The 16,558-nt window shown below is 60.4% G+C and carries 13 protein-coding genes; 11 read left to right on the forward strand and 2 right to left on the reverse strand.

Features of this window, described 5'->3' with window-relative positions:
- The gene (locus GOAMI_RS05355) at window positions 1–2,118 is read left to right on the forward strand and encodes an acyltransferase family protein (RefSeq protein ID WP_006435375.1); all 2,118 of its coding nucleotides are present in this window, start codon (window positions 1–3) and stop codon (window positions 2,116–2,118) included.
- A gap of 250 nt (window positions 2,119–2,368) precedes the next feature.
- On the opposite strand, the gene GOAMI_RS05360 is transcribed toward GOAMI_RS05355, so the two are convergent.
- Window positions 2,369–2,659 (reverse strand): hypothetical protein, encoded by a 291-nt coding sequence (locus GOAMI_RS05360; protein WP_006435376.1) that lies wholly within the window; start codon window positions 2,657–2,659, stop codon window positions 2,369–2,371.
- Window positions 2,660–2,721: 62 nt separating this feature from the next.
- A complete protein-coding gene (locus tag GOAMI_RS05365; protein ID WP_006435377.1) occupies window positions 2,722–3,744 on the reverse strand; it encodes a glycoside hydrolase family 26 protein in 1,023 nt (340 codons plus the stop codon).
- A gap of 641 nt (window positions 3,745–4,385) precedes the next feature.
- Between GOAMI_RS05365 and GOAMI_RS05370 the strand changes: the two genes are divergently transcribed.
- From GOAMI_RS05370 to GOAMI_RS05415, 10 genes are all read left to right on the forward strand, one after another.
- Window positions 4,386–5,903 carry a sugar transferase gene (locus tag GOAMI_RS05370; RefSeq protein ID WP_040004572.1) on the forward strand — a complete coding sequence of 506 codons (1,518 nt, stop codon included), beginning with the start codon at window positions 4,386–4,388 and terminating at the stop codon, window positions 5,901–5,903.
- Window positions 5,903–7,204, forward strand: coding sequence for a UDP-glucose dehydrogenase family protein (locus tag GOAMI_RS05375; protein ID WP_006435379.1), 1,302 nt, complete (start codon window positions 5,903–5,905; stop codon window positions 7,202–7,204). The genes GOAMI_RS05370 and GOAMI_RS05375 overlap by 1 nt, the downstream gene beginning before the upstream one ends.
- A 96-nt stretch (window positions 7,205–7,300) precedes the next feature.
- A complete protein-coding gene (locus GOAMI_RS22300; RefSeq protein ID WP_006435380.1) occupies window positions 7,301–8,299 on the forward strand; it encodes a nitroreductase family protein in 999 nt (332 codons plus the stop codon).
- 275 nt (window positions 8,300–8,574) lie between these two features.
- Window positions 8,575–8,874 carry an acyltransferase gene (locus GOAMI_RS23390; RefSeq protein WP_247603070.1) on the forward strand — a complete coding sequence of 100 codons (300 nt, stop codon included), beginning with the start codon at window positions 8,575–8,577 and terminating at the stop codon, window positions 8,872–8,874.
- Window positions 8,875–9,011: 137 nt separating this feature from the next.
- The gene (locus tag GOAMI_RS05390) at window positions 9,012–9,869 is read left to right on the forward strand and encodes a glycosyltransferase (protein WP_255219179.1); all 858 of its coding nucleotides are present in this window, start codon (window positions 9,012–9,014) and stop codon (window positions 9,867–9,869) included.
- On the forward strand, window positions 9,866–10,873 hold the full coding sequence (locus GOAMI_RS05395; protein WP_006435383.1) for a glycosyltransferase: 1,008 nt from the start codon (window positions 9,866–9,868) through the stop codon (window positions 10,871–10,873). Before GOAMI_RS05390 ends, GOAMI_RS05395 begins: the two co-directional genes overlap by 4 nt.
- A gap of 149 nt (window positions 10,874–11,022) precedes the next feature.
- Window positions 11,023–12,264 carry an O-antigen ligase family protein gene (locus GOAMI_RS05400; RefSeq protein WP_006435384.1) on the forward strand — a complete coding sequence of 414 codons (1,242 nt, stop codon included), beginning with the start codon at window positions 11,023–11,025 and terminating at the stop codon, window positions 12,262–12,264.
- Window positions 12,261–13,514 (forward strand): MATE family efflux transporter, encoded by a 1,254-nt coding sequence (locus GOAMI_RS05405; protein WP_006435385.1) that lies wholly within the window; start codon window positions 12,261–12,263, stop codon window positions 13,512–13,514. The genes GOAMI_RS05400 and GOAMI_RS05405 overlap by 4 nt, the downstream gene beginning before the upstream one ends.
- Before the next feature lie 319 nt (window positions 13,515–13,833).
- Complete coding sequence (locus GOAMI_RS22305; RefSeq protein WP_500778560.1) at window positions 13,834–14,841, forward strand: polysaccharide pyruvyl transferase family protein; 1,008 nt, start codon at window positions 13,834–13,836, stop codon at window positions 14,839–14,841.
- A 99-nt stretch (window positions 14,842–14,940) separates the two neighbouring features.
- On the forward strand, window positions 14,941–16,434 hold the full coding sequence (locus GOAMI_RS05415) for a tyrosine-protein kinase domain-containing protein (RefSeq protein ID WP_247603062.1): 1,494 nt from the start codon (window positions 14,941–14,943) through the stop codon (window positions 16,432–16,434).
- The last annotated feature ends 124 nt before the right edge of the window (window positions 16,435–16,558 follow it).

The raw sequence follows: 16,558 nt of genomic DNA on the forward strand, positions 1-16,558 counted from the left end.
ATGCCGCACGAAGCCCCGACCCAGCCGATGCATGCGCTGCAGGTGGAGCCCGACGCGGCGCCCACCTCGCCGATGCCGGCCGCGCCCACAACGTTCTTCGACGACATCGCCGGCCTACGCGGTGTCGCGGTGCTGCTCGTGGTGCTGTTCCACTCGCACGTTCCGTATCTGACCGGCGGTTTCGTCGGTGTCGACGTCTTCTTCGTGATCTCCGGGTTCCTGATCACCGGCCTGCTGGTCCGCGAGTACGAGCGGCACGAGCGGATCTCGTTGCGCGGCTTCTTCGCCCGCCGTGCCCGTCGCATCATCCCGCCGGCCGCGCTGGTGATCGTGGTGTCGATCATCGGCGCCGCGATCTTCATGCCGCTGCTGAAGGTGTTCAAGCAGGCCCTCGATCTGCTGGCCGCGGCAGCACAAGTGGCGAACTGGCATTTCATCCAGCAGAACGCCGACTACCTGGCCGGCGCGATCGACGGCAGCCTGGCGACGCACTTCTGGTCGCTCGCCATCGAGGCTCAGCTGTACTTCATCTGGCCGTTCCTGGTGATCGGCGCGGGTGCGCTGGCGACCCGGACCCGGTTGCGGGAACGTCTCTCGGTTCGCTGGTCGGTCGGTATCGCGGTGCTGGTGGTCAGTGTGGCGTCGCTGGTGTGGGCGATCGTGCTGACGCCCACCGATCCCGCGACGGCCTACATGGCCACCTACACCCGCGCCTGGCAGTTCGGGGTCGGTGGTCTGGTGGCGATCGTCCTGCCGGCGCTGGCGCGGTTCGGTGCACTGCGCGCGGGTGGTCCTGTTGCCCTGGTGCTGGGTTGGGCCGGTCTTGCCGGCATCGTCGTCGCGGCCTTCATCGTGAACGCCCACACGCCGTATCCGGGTACCGCGGCGCTGCTCCCGACCGCGGGTGCCGCGCTGGTCATCGCCTCCGGCTGTGCCGTCGGTTCGGGTTCGGTGTTCGTGGGACGGCTCTTGGCGACGCCGCCGCTGAAGTTCCTCGGCCGGGTGTCATATGCCTGGTACCTGTGGCATTGGCCGGCGATCGTGCTGTACGAGGCGGTCGTCGGGTCGTCGAGCTGGCCGGTGCTGCTGGCCGTGTCGGCGGGATCGCTCGTGCTCGCAACGATTTCGACCCTGCTGTTCGAGGAGCCGCTGCTACACAATCGCGAGCTCAAACGCAATGACTCGGCGTCGATCTCGCTGGGGCTGACGGGCGTGATCGCGGCCCTGGCGGTCACGATGACCGCGGGTGTGATCACCGTGCAGGTGGCCAGCCGCGACACGGTCGCGAACGCGTCGCTCACGTATCAGTCGGTGTTCGGGACCGATAGCGGTGAGCAGTCCGGCCCGGTGACGCCAAACCCGTTCCAGGCGTTCGATGATCGGCCCCACCCGTTCGAGTGTCTGATCCCGGTGGGGGACACCGCACCACGCGAGAACTGCGTCTTCGGTCCGGCAAACGGCATCCCGGTGGTGCTCTTCGGCGACAGTCATGCCGATCAGTGGGCGGAGTCGATCCGCAACATCGGCGCCGACCACGGCTGGCGGATTCACCAGTTCACCAAGGCTGCCTGCCCGGCCCAGCACCTGCGGCCGCAGTCCGGCGTCCCGGACCCGTATGTGAAGGCGGACTGCCAGGAGTGGCGCGAGGAGACGCTGAAGCGCATCGCCGAGGTGGGGCCGCGGATCATCTTCGTCTCGTCGCTGTCGACCTATGTCCCGGATCGTGTGGTTGCCGAGGCCGCGTGGACGCACACGATGATCCAGCTGCGGAACACCGGCGCCAAGCTCGTGTACATCGCCGACACGCCCTACCCGGGGTTCCAGGTGGCCGATTGCATCTCCGGCTCGATGGACGACTGGACCAAGTGCGAGTTCAACTTCGACGACTACCCACGCATCGAACCGATCACCGACGCCGTGTCACGTCGCGAATATCGGGATGTCACGACGCTGAGCGTCAACGACCTGCTGTGTGAGGGCAACTCGTGCTTCGCCGCGCACAACAAGATCCTCTTCTACCGCGACGACTCCCACCTGACGGCCACCGCCGCGCGGGTCCTCGAGCCGGCGCTGCGCGCGCAGCTGGATAAAAAGAGGTTCGACTACAACGCGCGGTGAGCGCCTCTCGCTCCCTTCGCTCCCACCCGTCGGTTGAGTAGGGGAGGAGCGCAGCGACGACCCCCTCCCGCCGGTTGAGTAGGCGAGGAGCGAAGCGACGAGCCCCTCCCGCCGGTTGAGTAGGCGAGGAGCGAAGCGACGAGCCGTATCGAAACCCCGCGTCCCTCGCTCCCTGAGGTGCGACGAGCGTTAGCGAGGAGCCTCGAAGGGCGGGAGACCGGACGAATCAAACCACAGCCCCAACGACCATCTACTCCTCGTACCGCCGGCGTTCACGTGTACGCGTGAAAGTGACTGCGGCGATTGCCACTCCCAGGATCGAGAGAATGTCTGACTCGGTGAAGCCGTGGTTGATGTTGATCGAGATTAAGATGCGGCCTTCGACCGGACCGTTCCACATGAACCACGCCACGGATGCTGCTACGAGCACCGCAGCCGCCCTGTAGGTGGGCCGTGCGAGGCACCACGCTCCTGTGACAAACAGCAGGTTCAGTAGTACCAACGCATGGAACACGGAAGGATCGACGGGTTGGTCAGGCATCGGACCAGTATCCCTGCCGCTACTCCTCCTGCAACCCGACGGTCTGACCACGTGCAGACGTACTAGGTTGGACGACCGTCGCTCATCCATTGAGCAAGTTCGTCGCGGAAACTCTTGGTGCTGGCAGGTGTCGAGTTGAACCGCCAGTCACGTTCCTTGTCCATCTGGAACCATAGGAAACCCAGTACGTTTGGATGGTTTTCGATAACACGGAAGAAGTCTGCGATCCACTGCGCTTTGAGATTCGGAGTGGCGCCGTCAGCGGATCCGACCTCGGTGACGAGAATGGGACGTCCCGGGCTGATCCGGCTCAGTGCCTTGAGGCTATCCGAGAAGAGCTTGTCGGCTGATTGCCACTGATGGCCAGGTGTCTGGCCCCAGTTGTAACCGTCCAGGCCGAGGTAGTCCACCTTGTCATCCGGGGGGTAACAGTCCTCAAAATCCCGAGTGCCCTCAGTGATCGCATTCGGGGCCCACACGAAACGGACATGCGGTGCCTGCTCACTCACGATCGAGTGCATCCTCGTCCAAGCTGCGCGGTATTGCTCAGCTGTGTTCTGGTTCACTCCGACGGACCACGGGTACCAGTTTCCGTTCATCTCCTGCGCAAATCTGAGCAGCAGAGGATAGGGCCACGACGCAAGTTGCGTGGCCCAACGGAACAGGTCTGGATCATGTCGACCGGCAGCGATGCTCGCGAGCGAATATTCGGGTTGGTCGCTTCCGTCGTCAGGGCGCCACGGTTCAAGCGTGAGGACTGGGGTCGCTCCGCCGCTGCGAACAAGGTCGAGGGTTGCGACTGGTACAGAGTCGCCGATTGCGGCGAATAAGTGCATGAAGTCGGGCTTTGTCCCCGCAAGCGTTGCGATTCGGTCGATCGAAGCGACCGTTGTGCGAGAAGTACCAGCGACAGTCGGCATGAATGCACCCCAGGAGCGCTTGCGAACAGGCGATCCCATCTGTGTCTTCTCATCGTCTGCACTGCACGCGGTAACGAGCGTGACCGCCGCCCCCAGAACCGCTCCGAACAGCGTGCGCCGCGGTAGGCCGGCACCTAGTGCAAGTGGCTTGCCGTCCTCGACCATCTAGTCATTCTCGCCTGTGCTCAAGCGGCAGCCTGAACAGGGGCTGCCGCAATCCAAAGACAACAGGCCGTTCACGATGCAGAAACTGATTGTTCGCGATGGCCGAGAATATAAACCACATTCAGCATCGCGTGTCCGATTTCTGGTATTTGATAGTCGCAGTCATTGTGTAGAGAAGATTAATCCCGCGTCTCTTTTCCCTTCGTTTGCGCGACTCGGTAAGGAACCGAGTCCGCAGACCCCGCGGACGAGGCAGCCCCTGGGCATGCGCTGGAAGTGACATGAGTCACACTTTGTTTCGGGAGCGGCCGAGAAGCTGAAGACCCTGTGGCACTGAGTCGTTCGGCGCGATCCATGGTCCATGGCGGGTCGGCCCAAGGTGTGCGGATAGGCACCTGGACGCAGTGACGTGCGGCCGCTCCGTCTCTTTGCTGACGGGATGATCCTGCAAAATGGCAATGTGAGACGCTCCTCGGTCGGACTTCAAAGCGCACTCAGGTTGTAACCGCGACCATCCTGAAATACGCTCACTAACATCCGCGTAGTCAAATTGCGGTCGGACGTCGTCGACGTTCTGGTGGTTGGGCGTAGGGGCCGATCGCCGCCTTCGAGTTCATAAGTTTTGTTTTGGGAGGTTGGCAGTGGCCCATCGTCCGGCCTATGACACTTTGGGACGGAGTTCGGAGCGCGCACCCCTGCGACTGCGCTTTGCTGGCAGGGTTGGCGAGCGTTCACGTTCCTGGATCCACGGTTACGTCATTCGACTTGCGTGGACTGACGCTGTGATTGTCGCCCTTGTGGTGTGCTTAGCGCAGGTAGCTCGCTTCGGCGCTGATAGTGCAATGGCGCCGAATGGCGACGCGCAGGTGCCGGCGGTGCTCGTTTCTGTTGTGCTCGGCTTTAGTTGGCTGATGTCATTGCGTGCGTTCCAGACACTCGACCGACGGATCGTTGGCTCGGGCTCGCAAGAGTACAGTCGTGTCGTCACCGCGTGCCTTGCTCTGTTCGGAGTTCTCGCGATGGTGGACCTGTTGTTTCGTCTGAATATTGCGAGAGGGTTCATCGCAATAGCATTACCCGCGGGTACCTTGGGCCTTCTCATCTCGCGATGGTTATGGCGCCAGCGATTAGGGCACCAACGTCTCAGGTCGCAGAGTTTGGAGCACGTGCTGGTCGTCGGTACCGAAGTCTCAGCGGTCCCGATGATCGAACGTCTTCTGCGGCAACCCAATCTCGGATACCGAGTAGTGGGGATCTGCCTGCCAAATCGCTTGGCGCACAGAGCATTCGTGTCCGTGGGGGACACGGAAGTCCCGGTACACGGGACTTTCGGAGACGTCTGCAACGCGGTCGTCGACTCGGGTGCGACCACCGTCGCGGTGACCTCCGCAGAGGCGCTGGGTCACGACGCCATGCAGGCGCTGTCATGGGATCTTGAAGGACTCGACGTCGACATGATGGTCTCCCCGGGGGTCACCGATGTCGCAGGACCCCGAGTGATGGTTCGTCCCGTTGCTGGGCTTCCTCTTCTGCACATTGATAAGCCGCGCTACGAAGGAGCGAACCGGTTCCGTAAGGCGTTCGTCGACCGAGTCGGCGCTGCGCTGATTCTGTTTCTACTAGCACCTGTCCTGCTCTCCGTAGCGGTCGCAATCAAGCTCGACTCGCGGGGACCGGTCTTCTACCGCGCAACACGTGTAGGACTCAACAATGTGTCTTTCTCGATGTGGAAGTTTCGCTCGATGGTGCAGAATGCGGACGCCCTCAAAGAGAACCTGCGAGCGTTGAATGAGGGATCGGGCGTCCTGTTTAAGATGCGGGATGACCCACGTGTGACTCGCGTAGGTGCGTTCATCCGGAGATACAGCTTGGATGAGCTGCCACAGCTCTTCAATGTGTTGGGCGGCACTATGAGTCTTGTGGGGCCGCGGCCTCCCCTCCCGGATGAAGTAGAACGCTATGACGGACGCGTAGCCCGTCGGATGTTGGTGAAGCCGGGGATGACAGGTCTCTGGCAAGTCTCCGGTCGGTCGGACCTTTCATGGGAAGAGTCTGTGCGACTTGACCTTTCCTATGTGGAGAACTGGTCGATCATGCAAGATGCTCTGATTCTGTGGAAGACGGTCAAGGCGGTCGTAGCGAAAGATGGTGCGTACTGATGCGGATGGTTGTACTCGGACTCGGATACCTCGGCGCGACCCACGCTGCATGCATGGCTGAGCTTGGACATGAGGTGCTTGGCATCGAGGTAATACCGGACAAGCGGGCACAGCTCGCCGCCGGTGAAGTGCCCTTTTACGAGCCTGGCTTGCCTGAGCTCCTGAAGAAGCACATCGATTCAGGCGCACTGAAGGTCTCGGGCTCCTACACAGACGCGGCAGACTTCGCCGACGTGTTCTTCATCGCGGTCGGAACGCCCCAGAAAAAGGGGGAGTACAGCGCTGATCTTCAATACGTCGAGTCCGCCATCGAAGAGTTGGTGCCGCTGCTCACTCGTGATGCCCTGATCCTCGGAAAGTCGACCGTCCCTGTTGGGACTGCTCAGAAACTCTCGGAGCGCGTGGATGAGCTGGCGAAGGATGTGGACGTCCAGATCGCGTGGAACCCCGAATTCCTCCGCGAGGGGTTCGCGGTGGCGGACACGCTTCATCCAGATCGTGTGGTTCTCGGTGCGTTCCCGGGTAGTTGCGCCGAAGAGGTGTGCCGAGACATCTATGGCTCGATCATAAGCAGTGGAACACCGTTCATTGTTACCGATCCGCCGACGGCCGAGCTGGTGAAGACCTCTGCCAACGCATTCTTGGCTACGAAGATCTCGTTCATCAACGCGATAGCGGAAGTATGTGACGCTGCCGGAGCAGATGTCAGGGCGATCGCCGACGCGATCGGCTATGACGCGCGAATCGGCCGTAGGTTCCTCAATGCAGGTCTGGGTTTCGGCGGCGGATGCCTACCAAAGGACATCCGCGCTTTCATGGCGCGAGCTGGTGAACTCGGTGCTGCCGAAGCGCTCAGCTTCCTACGCGAGGTCGACAACGTCAACATGCGAAGGCGGACTCGAATGGTCGAGCTCACCCGTGAAGTCTGCGGTGGTTCACTGCTCGGAAAGCGGATTGCGATCTTGGGAGCGGCGTTCAAGCCCAAATCGGACGACGTGAGAGATTCCCCCGCTCTGAACGTTGCAGGTCAGATTCAGTTGCAGGGCGCCTCCGTTGCAGTATATGACCCGAAGGCAATGGACAACTCGCGGAAACTCTTTCCCACACTCGATTACGCAGTATCGGCACACGAAGCCTGCGATAAAGCCGACGTCGTATTGGTTTTGACCGAGTGGGAGGAATTCGTCAGCTTGAACCCCAGTGACCTCGAACCGTTTGTGAGACAACGGAATATCATCGACGGTCGCAACTGCCTTGATGCGTCGAGTTGGAAGTCCGCGGGCTGGCGCTACTGCGCCTAGTGGTCCCCGGACGCAGGAACGAAAGAGGTTGGCGGACGCCACCGTGTACCGCTAACCGTCTTTGCGTGGCAGGGAGGGCGAAAGGATTTGACATCGATGTTGACGAAGAAGAGTGTCAAGAAGCGCATCGCTGAGATACCCGGGGCGCGGTCGGCCCGTGACGAAGTAGAGATCGTGCGCGGGTACGTTGCTGACTGGCGTCGGTACCGTAGGTTCTCAGGCCGGGCGGAAGTCGACGATTACTCGGTTTGCGCACGGGTCGTCATGGACTCCCACCGAATAGAAAAAGGACTGGCACTTCCGACACCGCGCAACTGGTTCGGTCGCGATGTGCTCGAGCGGCTTTCGGCGGCGGTGGGAGAACTGCCCAACAACGCGGACAGCCATGTTGTCCATGCCAGGAGCATGGCGTTGGGTGCGGTCGACGACTACTTCGGATATTTCGACGCTGTTTCCGGACCGGCGCCTGAATGGGCCGAAGAAGTCAGGAAGAAGTTTGCACTCTTCTTGGGCCTGGACGAACGTGAAGGTGGTATCAAGCCACTGTCCTCGTCTGCGCGCCAGACCGCCATAGACTTCAGCGAGTTTGTGTCTTCCCGCGAAAGCGTGCGTAGTTTCTCGGATCAAGTCGTGCCACTGTCGGAGATCGAGGCGGCGGCCACACTCGCTTCGACGTCTCCGTCGGTGTGTAACCGACAAGGGGCACTGTGCCGGATAGTCCCGCGTGGTCCGGAAGCAGACCGGATGCTGAAGCACCAAAACGGAAATAAAGGTTTTGGTAGCGACGCAAGTCATGTCCTCTTGATCACCCATGATCTTCGGACGATGCTGACGCCCGGAGAACGTAATCAGGCATACGTCGATGGCGGGCTGTACGCCATGACCCTGTTGTACGCGTTGCACGCGCGGGGTATCGGCGCGTGCTGCCTGAACTGGAGCGCAACCAAAGCGCAGGATTTTGGACTCCGGCGGGAGATCAACCTGCCAGATCATGAACTGGTCATCATGATGATCGCTGTCGGTTACCCGGCGGATGATGCTCGTGTGACGGTGTCCCCGCTACGCACGGACCGACACAAGGTCGGAATCTCGTGAGTGTTTGGAGCAGGATTGCTTCCTACCTGGCCGCATGGATTGTGAATGGTCCAGGCGCGTCGTATTCGATTCCCCCCGTCCTACGACGTCGCCTCCTCCGATGGTCCGGAGCGGGAATTGGTGGGGCGCGCATACTTGCGGGCGGGACCTTTCGTGGTGATCTTACGAACCTCACGATCGGGGACGGCGTATTCATCAACACAGGCGTCTCGATATTTCCGACTGGAGGTGTCGCTATCGGCGACAACGTTCATTTCGGCCCGAACTGCACTGTGATGACTGGGTCACACACGATCGGAGGATCGCGTCAGAGAGCGGCATCACCAACGCAGTACGCACCCGTGGTCATCGGCAGTGGCACATGGCTCGGAGCGGCAGTGACGGTGTGCCCAGGTGTCACGATCGAAGAAGGTTGCGTGGTAGCTACGGGCGCAGTCGTGGTCGACGACCTACAGGCGAACGGCCTTTATGCCGGCGTCCCCGCACGATTGAAGCGGCGTCTGCCGCCCGATGCAGGTGAGGACGGTAGATCCGTGGAGGCGATGGAAGTCGTTGCGACCGGGGACAAGCAGTGACCGAACAACGGGAAATGGTGCACGGTCTCGATTGCGGTGCGGCGAGACGTCTCTTGCTTATCGCATCGACAGTTGGACACCTCGCGCAGTTGGACAGACTCGCGGAATCACTTGGTGCAGGTGAGAACTCTTTGTGGGTGACGTTCGACACCACCCAGAGCCGAGCATTGCTGCATGGACGAAACGTGTTGTACGTGCCTTACATTGAACCGCGGGACGCTCGAACGGCCTTCACGGTCTACCGTCAGCTCGTCCGCGAGATTCCCCAATATATGCCGTTCGACCAGGCGATCAGTACCGGCGCGGCGCTCGCGCTTCCCGGGTTGTTGGCTGCCCGCCGCCACGGGATACCCGCGCTCTATATCGAGAGTGTTTCTCGAACGGACGGTCCGTCGCTCACCGGGAGGATGCTGGCGGCCAGTCGCGCGGTCGAGCTCGAGACGCAACATCCTAACTGGTCGACCCGGAGGTGGAAGCACCGCAGAACTGTCTTGGACTCGTACAAGAGTGTTGCTGGACATCACACGCTGGCGGCAGTCGGCCGTCCGGAGGGCGCGGCTCCCCGACTCTTCGTGACACTTGGGACGATTCGTCCGTATAAGCAAGATTCGCTCATCGAGGCTTTGCTCCACAGCGGACTCGATCTGTCCGATACCGTGTGGCAGCTCGGGTCCAGCTTCAGGACAGACCTACCTGGAGAAGTCCATCGAGCGCTGGACAGCGAAGAGATGGACAAGAACATCCTCGCAGCGGACGTTGTGATCACGCACGCAGGCGTCGGCAGCATCATGCGGATACTGGAGCTGGGCCGGTATCCGGTGGTGGTTCCGCGTCGTCGCTCACGAGGAGAGCACGTCGATGACCATCAGACCCAGATTGCAAACTTGGTGCGGCGCTTGGACCTTGCCGAAGTTGTTGAAGCACCGGATCTCGTTGTCGACAACATTTGGCGAGCAATGGAAAAGAAAGTGATCACAGCGGAGGCCGGACAGTGATCGTGAGTTGGGTGCGGACACACGGCAGAAGCAAAGCCATCGCTGAACAGCTGGACATCCCCGCAGTGTTTTTGTCAGAAGCTACCGCGCGGAAACCGGCTCCTTCGAAGTATCTGTATGCCGCGATCGACACGGTCCGTGAGGTCCGAAGGAACAGGCCTCGGTTCATAATCTTGATGCTGCCGCCGTTTCCGTTGCTGTTGCTGGTGCGCGTGTTATTCCCGCGCACCCCCGTAATCGGAGACCTCCACACGGGCGTGTTCCTGAACCCTAAGTGGCGTCCTTTCCTCCGGCCCACCCTCTTCCTGTTACGCGGAGGAACCTGTGTGGTCACCAATCATCCTCTGCAGGCCCGATGCAATCGAGCTGGACTGGAGGCCATCGTCCTCCATGATCCGCTCCCTAACAGCATTCCGGAGATCGACCGCGAGACGCTCTCGGACGGGCGACAGGTCGTTCTCTGCCCGTTGGGGTATGCGAACGACGAACCTATCGAAGAACTGCTTAGAGCTGCGGAGGACTTGGCAGCGGATGGTGTCCAGTTCAGGTTGACCGGCCGGGCACCTGGTTCCGTCAAAAATGCGGCACCACCGAACGTGAAGTTCACTGGCTATCTCACGAACAGTGATTACGATGCGGAGCTGGCAAACTGCGACGTGGTGATGGCACTCACGACGAGAGACCACACCATGCAGAGAGCTGGGTACGAGGCGATCGCGGCCGCCAAGCCGCAAGTTACGGCAGACTTCAAAGTGCTGCGTGACTTCCACGCGGATGCCGCGATTTATGTCGACCCGCACAGCCACGCAGATATCGCACGGGGAGTTCGCGAAGCCTTGAGTAACTCGGGGGCGATCACTGCTAGGGTTCGCCGACGTTTCGAACAGGTTCTGGCCGACCAGTCGCTTGCAGTCGAAGAGTTGCGGCGCGCCGTCAAGTCCGCCGAAGGGAAGAGCAACCGAGCAACGGGCGGCATAAGCCGCCTTCCATGGGGCGCGTCTTGAGCCAATCCGAAGTTTCGACGATGGGCAGGGACACTATGGCTGGTTATTCAGCGTCGACAAAGGAGTCCTTCCGTCAAGGTACGGGTCACGGTGTCGTAAAGCGTCCGGCCGTCCCGTGGACCCACTTTCTCGCGCTATTGATCGCCTTGATGCCCCTGCTTTCGGGAACGCGTCGTGGGCTTATCGTGCCGGGCCTCAAACTCTCCGAAATCCTCGCGATCCTACTGGTCGTAGGGTTTTTGATCGCAGGTGCCAGAATTTTGTCGGTTGGGCCCCTCGCTGTGGGCATCGCGGGGTACATTCTCAGCCTCTTCGTGGCCACCGCTTACCACCAGTTTCTCGACCCGACACTGGGGAACTTCAGCTTCGTTTCCGTGTGTTTCGGCCCGTTGGCGCTGCTCGCGATCTACTTCGCTGCGCTGTACGGAAGAGCGGTACCCGATCTGCCGCGGCTCGCCATAAGGTACGTCCTCGTAGGCTGCGCCTTGATGGGAGTGCTTGGCCTGCTGCAAGCGTTGCGTGTGACACCGGTTCTCTGGATGACGTCCACCCTCACAGGTAGCACCCGCATCATAGATCCACTCAACTGGAAGATCAGCAGGAGTATCGGGCTGTTCAACTCGTGGCATGCATACGCGAGCATTATGGCGCTCGCGTTAGTGCTACTAGTAGTCGGATGGGCCCGAAACCAAAGTGTGTTCGATAGCCGCATCATTCAAGGGTTGTGTGGTGTGGGTATCCTGATCGGGCTTGGATCGGCGCTGACTTTCGACATGATGGCTGTTGCGTTCGCGGCAGCGATTGTCGCGGTTGGAATCAGGAGGGCGGCCAGAGTCGCGGTGGGGGCGCTCGTCGCGGCGGTTGTGGTTGCGCTTTCCACTCCGCTCGGGGATCTGTTCTCGCAGCGCGTCGTCGAGCAACAGTCGACTTCGTCTCGCGACTCGATTCTTCCTCAGACGATCGCTTTTCGACTCGAGGTGTGGAAGAACGACTATTTGCCATTGTTTGTGGAGAACGTGATATTCGGGCATGGGCCGATACGAAGTACTGACCGGGTCTTTGCCTATGTTGAGTCTCAGTACCTCTCGGTTCTTGTCGCCGGTGGTCTGGTCGCTTTCGCGGGGTTCGTCGCGATGTTCGGTAGTCTCATGTACCAACTTCGATCCCGAACCAAGCAGGACTTCCCGAGCACGAGCGACTCGAACTTTGATGCCCTCCGGCGCGCGGGCTTCACCTTTTCAGCTTTCGCACTCGTCGCGATGTTGATCCACCCGTATATGCGTGACGCCGGGTCCTCGCAGCTGCTGGTGGTGTTGGCGGCGTTAGTTGGTTCAGGCCCAGTAGTCAGGCTCCAGGGAATGGACCAGCCCTATTGGCGGCGTAGCCCATGACGACCCTGCAAGTGAAGCGCCGCCCGGTTGGTCGGTTGTCGGTCGCAGTCGGAGTGCAGATCTGTTCCAATGCGTCGAATTTCCTTCTGACAATGGCTGTGGCTCGCGCCATGACTACAGATGCCGTGGGTGTCTACGCCGTGATCATGTCGGTCACGGGCATCCTCGTCGGACTCGTGCGCGCGTACACCGGCGAACCGATCTCGTTTGGCGAGAGAGCTGTTGCTGACTTGGAAGCGCGTGGGAGGGCGCAGCGGGCTGTGGCCAGCTCGTTGGTTCTCGGAGTGTGCACGGTCCTTCTGGTAACACCTCTTATGTTGGTGGCTCTGCCGGATTACAAGGACGCCGTCGTCTTCTTCGCGGTCTTTGCTCCGTTCGCTATCGCGCAGGACTGTCTTCGCTTCGTGCTAGTGGCCGGTGGTCATTTGACTCGTGCACTCGCGTCCGAGGCGACATGGTTGCTGACTCAGACGGCATTTCTGTTGCTGCTACTGTCTTTCGACTCACTGTCGGCGATGATCAGTGCCTGGGGCGTGGGTGCCATTGCCGCTTTCATTGTCGGGCTTCGAGCCTACGGCTTCAGACTCCCATTCCGGTCGACGTGGTCTTGGTTGGGGCTCCTGCGACGTCCGGGTAGCTTCTACATGCTTGACTACGTAGTGGCGGGTGGCCTTACACAAGCCGCAATCCTGATCGTGGGTGCAGTCTCCGGACTCGATGCCGCCGGCGTAGTCCGGGTAGCAATGCTCCTGTTGACCCCGGCTTCCGTGCTGTTCGTTGGTCTTGTTTTCGCTCTTGGCCCGGTGTGTGCAAGAGCGGCAGGCAGCGGGAACATCAAACGGTTGAAGAAGGTCCCGTTCGCTCTGGCCGGCACGGTGTTCGGCGTGATTGTGGTGTATCTGTCGGTTGCGCTCGTTGTTCCGAGTTCGTGGTGGTCCATAATTGGTGGGGACTCCACCGATGCCGCACTGAATATTCTGCCGCTGGCTGCTTTGGCTCTCGCGTTGAACTCGGCCAGTGTGGGTCCGGGGTTATCGTTGCGTGCGATTGGGCAAGTGTCGAAATCATCAATCGTCAAGTTGGTGGCGGCGCCCTTTACGTTGATCGCTGTTGCGTTTGGTTCCTTCATTGGGGGTGCAGGCGGATCGCAGGTAGGTCTGGCGCTCGGAACTGGCGCTAGAACTTGCGTTACATCGGTCGTGGCGACTCGTTTGATCCGAGCTGAGGAGCGTCGTTTGAATGTCGGATAAGAATTCAAAATCACTTAAGTTCCGTGTCAAGAATGGCGCTCGAACTGCTCTCGATCGCCCGTCGGCATTCTTCTTGATCGACGCTGTAAATCGGCTCGCATCCGCAGCTGGGCGAAGTTTGGGCAGGCTGTCGAATTCGAGAACTTCTTGCTCCGAGAGTGGCCGTGTGGTGATTCTGGCGCCTCCTGGTGGAGGAAATATCGGCGACCAGGCCCTCGTCGAGTCGGCCATCTGGAACGCGGATGGCCCGGTTACCCTGATTGTCAGGGCGAGAACAGACTTCGAGTTACCGGAGTGGCTGGCTAGTCGTGATCTGAGAATGCTGGTTCTACCCGACCTCGTCTACGGCGTGGGGCCACACCACCTGCGAGACATGTACATGCTCGGTAGGTATGCCACAGAGTGTTCGAGAGTCATGATTGTCGGTGCTGACATTATGGACGGCAATTACAATCTTGTGGCGTCTCTGAATAGATGGTCCGTAGCGAACTTATTCGGTCGGCTGCCAATAAGTACCTCGGTTCTCGGCTTCAGTTGGAGCGAGTCGGCCCGGCCGTCGTGCGTCAGGGCCGCTCGCACCGTTGGCACGCGTTGTGACTTGTGGTTGCGGGATCCTGTTTCACTATCCCGCATAGCCGCAGTCGGCGTTGGGGGCGCAAACCTATGCGCGGACATTGTCTTTGCTCATCCCGCGCCCTCCCTTCCCGCGTCCTTCAGAGTTGTTCCTGAGCATCTGGAGGAGTTTATCGCCGCCAACCCGCGATACGTGGTTGTTAACATGAGCGGGCTCGTCGGCGGCGATGACCGTTTGCTCGGTCACTATGTGCGGGTCGTTGAGCAACTGAGGGTCGCTGGGATCGGGGTGATCCTGCTTCCACACGTCGTTCGATCAACGAATAGCGACAACGTCTACCTACAAGAACTCGCCGCGCGGTTTGATGATCCCGGCATTACTCTCGTCCATGAATTGTTGACTCCGTCGCAGATTTTCGAGGTCTGTCGTCTCGGACTTGCGGTCTTGACAGGTCGAATGCACCTCGCGGTCTTGGCTTCGCTCTCGGGTACCCCGTCGTCAACATTATCCACCCAGGGAAAGGTTGCTGGCTTGTATGAGCACCTTCGTTCGCCGGAAGGCGCGATCGAAGTCCACTCCGATGTCAGCGTGGCATTTCTCTCCCGTATCGAGCTTGCTCAGAACGGAACCGGGCGTATCGACGATGAACTGCGTCGGCGACTGAAGGAGTTGGCGATGAAATCGTTTGCTATGCCGCCACTTCGTTTGGACACCCCGGAACCCGTAGATTCTTTTCGTGAGCGCGCTTTGTAGTCCATAGCAGGCGATGCCTGGAGTCGGTTGGGCATCGCGTCTATAGAGTTTCAGAGGTCAACGGAACTCTGACCACACCCATGTACCTGGAGGAAGATCTTGACGAGTAGCAGCAACACCCCGGAAGGCGCGTCGACTGCGCGCTCGTTATCCGTTGACCACCTACGGTTTCTGTTCGTTCGGAACTGGTGGATCGTTGCCGTGTCCGGAGCAGTGCTCGGCTGCCTCGGCCTCGGCTACTGCCTTGTGCAAACTCCCATGTACGTATCGTCCGCCACCTTATATGTCACCTCTGGTACCGAAGCCGACGCGCAGAGTGCGTATCAGGGTTCGCTGGCTTCCCAGCAGCGCGTCGCTTCTTACGCGGAACTCGTCGACTCGGATGTGATCATTCGAAACGCGTTGGACGACTCGGGCCTGCAGATTAGCGTCGACGACGCTCGCGAGGCCCTTTCAGCGGCGAGTAATCCTGACACCGTGTTGCTAAGCATTTCGGCGGAGAACAGCGACCCAGCCATCGCGACGACGCTCGCGAACAGCGTCGCAGAGGCGATGACGGCGTATGTCACCACTTTGGAGCAGCCCAACGAGGCAAGCCAACCGTTAGCCAAGTTGACCGTCGTATCGCCTGCAGTTCAGCCCCAGGATCCGTTTTCGCCGCGTACCGCGCGAAACACAGTCCTCGCAGTCTTGGTTGGTTTCGTACTGGGCGTTCTGATCGCAGTCCTGCGGGAGCGCTTCGACACTCGGCTTCGCAATGGCGAGGAAGTCCAAAGAACAGTGCCCTCGGCCGTTCTCGCCGAGATTCCCTCAGAGAACACCCTCGATGGGCACCCGGTCATCGACTTCTCGGTCGGTTCATCCCGAGCGGCAGAGGGATACCGCCGACTCAGGACCAACCTTGCGTTCGTGAGTGTGGACCAGCCACCGCGGTGCATCTTGGTCACGAGCCCTGGGCCTGGGGAAGGCAAGACCACGACGTCGCTGAACTTGGCCGCAGCACTGGCAGAAGATGGAAACCGGGTCGTCCTAGTAGACGCAGACCTGCGTCGTCCGTCTGTCGCCCGGCGTCTCGGCCTGACCGGAGCGATCGGTTTGACAAGCTTTCTCCGCGGCGATGGAGTGATTTCTGATTTCGTACAATCCGGTCCGGTGGAGCAGTTGGACGTGCTCGTGGCGGGTGCGCTACCTCCTAATCCTGCGGAGCTGCTCGGATCGCAACGGGCCAAGGACGGCATGGAGGCCCTGCAGGCAAGTTACGACTTTGTCATTATGGATACCCCTCCGGTTCTTCCTGTTGCTGACGCTGCGATTTTGTCGCAGTACGTGGATGGTGCGCTCGTCGTTGTGCGCGCCGGACGCACCAGGTCGCAGGATCTCGCAACCGCCTTTGACTCACTCCTTGCGGCGAAAGCCTCAATCGCGGGCGTTGTACTGAACGACGTCTCGGCGCATGATTCGCGCTACGTGTACTACTCATACGAGCAGGTGAGCTCGCCTGGCCGCTCAGTTGGTCAGTCCAGCGTCGCGGATACGGCAAATGTTGATGGAGGCAACCTCCGTGTAGGAAGCGCACCAGGGTCCCTGACATAGCAGTCATCGCGTTCGACGCGCTCCTTGTATGAACAAGGAGACGGTGCGGCAGCAGGTCCGCCCGGATCTTCTAGGCCTGCGCGCTGTCGCAGTGTTGGCGGTGACGGCGCTCATCGAAATTCCC

The organism is Gordonia amicalis NBRC 100051 = JCM 11271 (assembly GCF_000332995.1).
GTDB lineage: Bacteria > Actinomycetota > Actinomycetes > Mycobacteriales > Mycobacteriaceae > Gordonia > Gordonia amicalis.